Origin of the sequence: Streptomyces sp. TRM68416, from assembly GCF_014596915.1 — a bacterium.
Lineage (GTDB): Bacteria > Actinomycetota > Actinomycetes > Streptomycetales > Streptomycetaceae > Streptomyces.
Window position 1 is genome coordinate 1 of the sequence record NZ_JACVWU010000089.1, and the last position, 708, is coordinate 708.

General features: G+C 73.4%; 1 protein-coding gene. It reads right to left on the bottom strand.

Going from position 1 to position 708, the window contains the following annotated elements:
* Nucleotides 1-653: acyltransferase domain-containing protein (locus tag ICC28_RS40045; protein WP_317454183.1), on the bottom strand; the 653-nt coding region annotated here is incomplete at its 3' end.
* Between the last annotated feature and the right edge of the window lie 55 nt (nt 654-708).

Sequence of the window (708 nt, forward strand, 5' to 3'; positions counted from 1 at the left end):
AGCCGTCCGGTGACGTTGGAGACCACCGGCACGGCCGGCGGGTGGTAGGCGAGTTCGGCGGCGGTCTGTGCGAACTGCTCCAGCATGGGTTCCATGCGGTGGGAGTGGAAGGCGTGCGAGACGCGCAGGGCGCGCACCCGGCGTCCCTGTTCCTGGAAGACGGCGGCGACCGCTTCGACCGCGTCGCTGTCGCCGGAGACGACGACCGCGTTCGGCCCGTTCACCGCGGCGATCTCCACCCGGCCCGCCCACTCGGACCCGGCCAGTACCGCCTCCACCTCGGCCTCGCCCGCCTGGAGGGCGGCCATGGCACCGCCTGCGGGCAGGGCCTGCATCAGCCGGCCGCGGGCGGCCACCAGCCGGCAGGCGTCCTGGAGGGACCACACCCCGGCCACATGCGCGGCGGCCAGTTCGCCCACCGAGTGCCCGGCCAGATAGTCCGCGCGCACCCCGGCGGCTTCCACCGTGCGGTACAGGGCCACCTCGAACGCGAACAGGGCAGCCTGCGTGAACACCGTCCGGTCCAGCTCGGCCGCCGGCTCCTCCTCCTCGCCGGCGAACATCACCTCCCGCACCGATCCGCCCAGCAGCGGATCCAGATACCCGCACACCTCGTCCAGCACCCGCGCGAACACCGGCGAAGCGGCATACAACTCCCGCCCCATCCCCGCCCGCTGCGCCCCCTGACCGGAGAACACAAACGCGGAC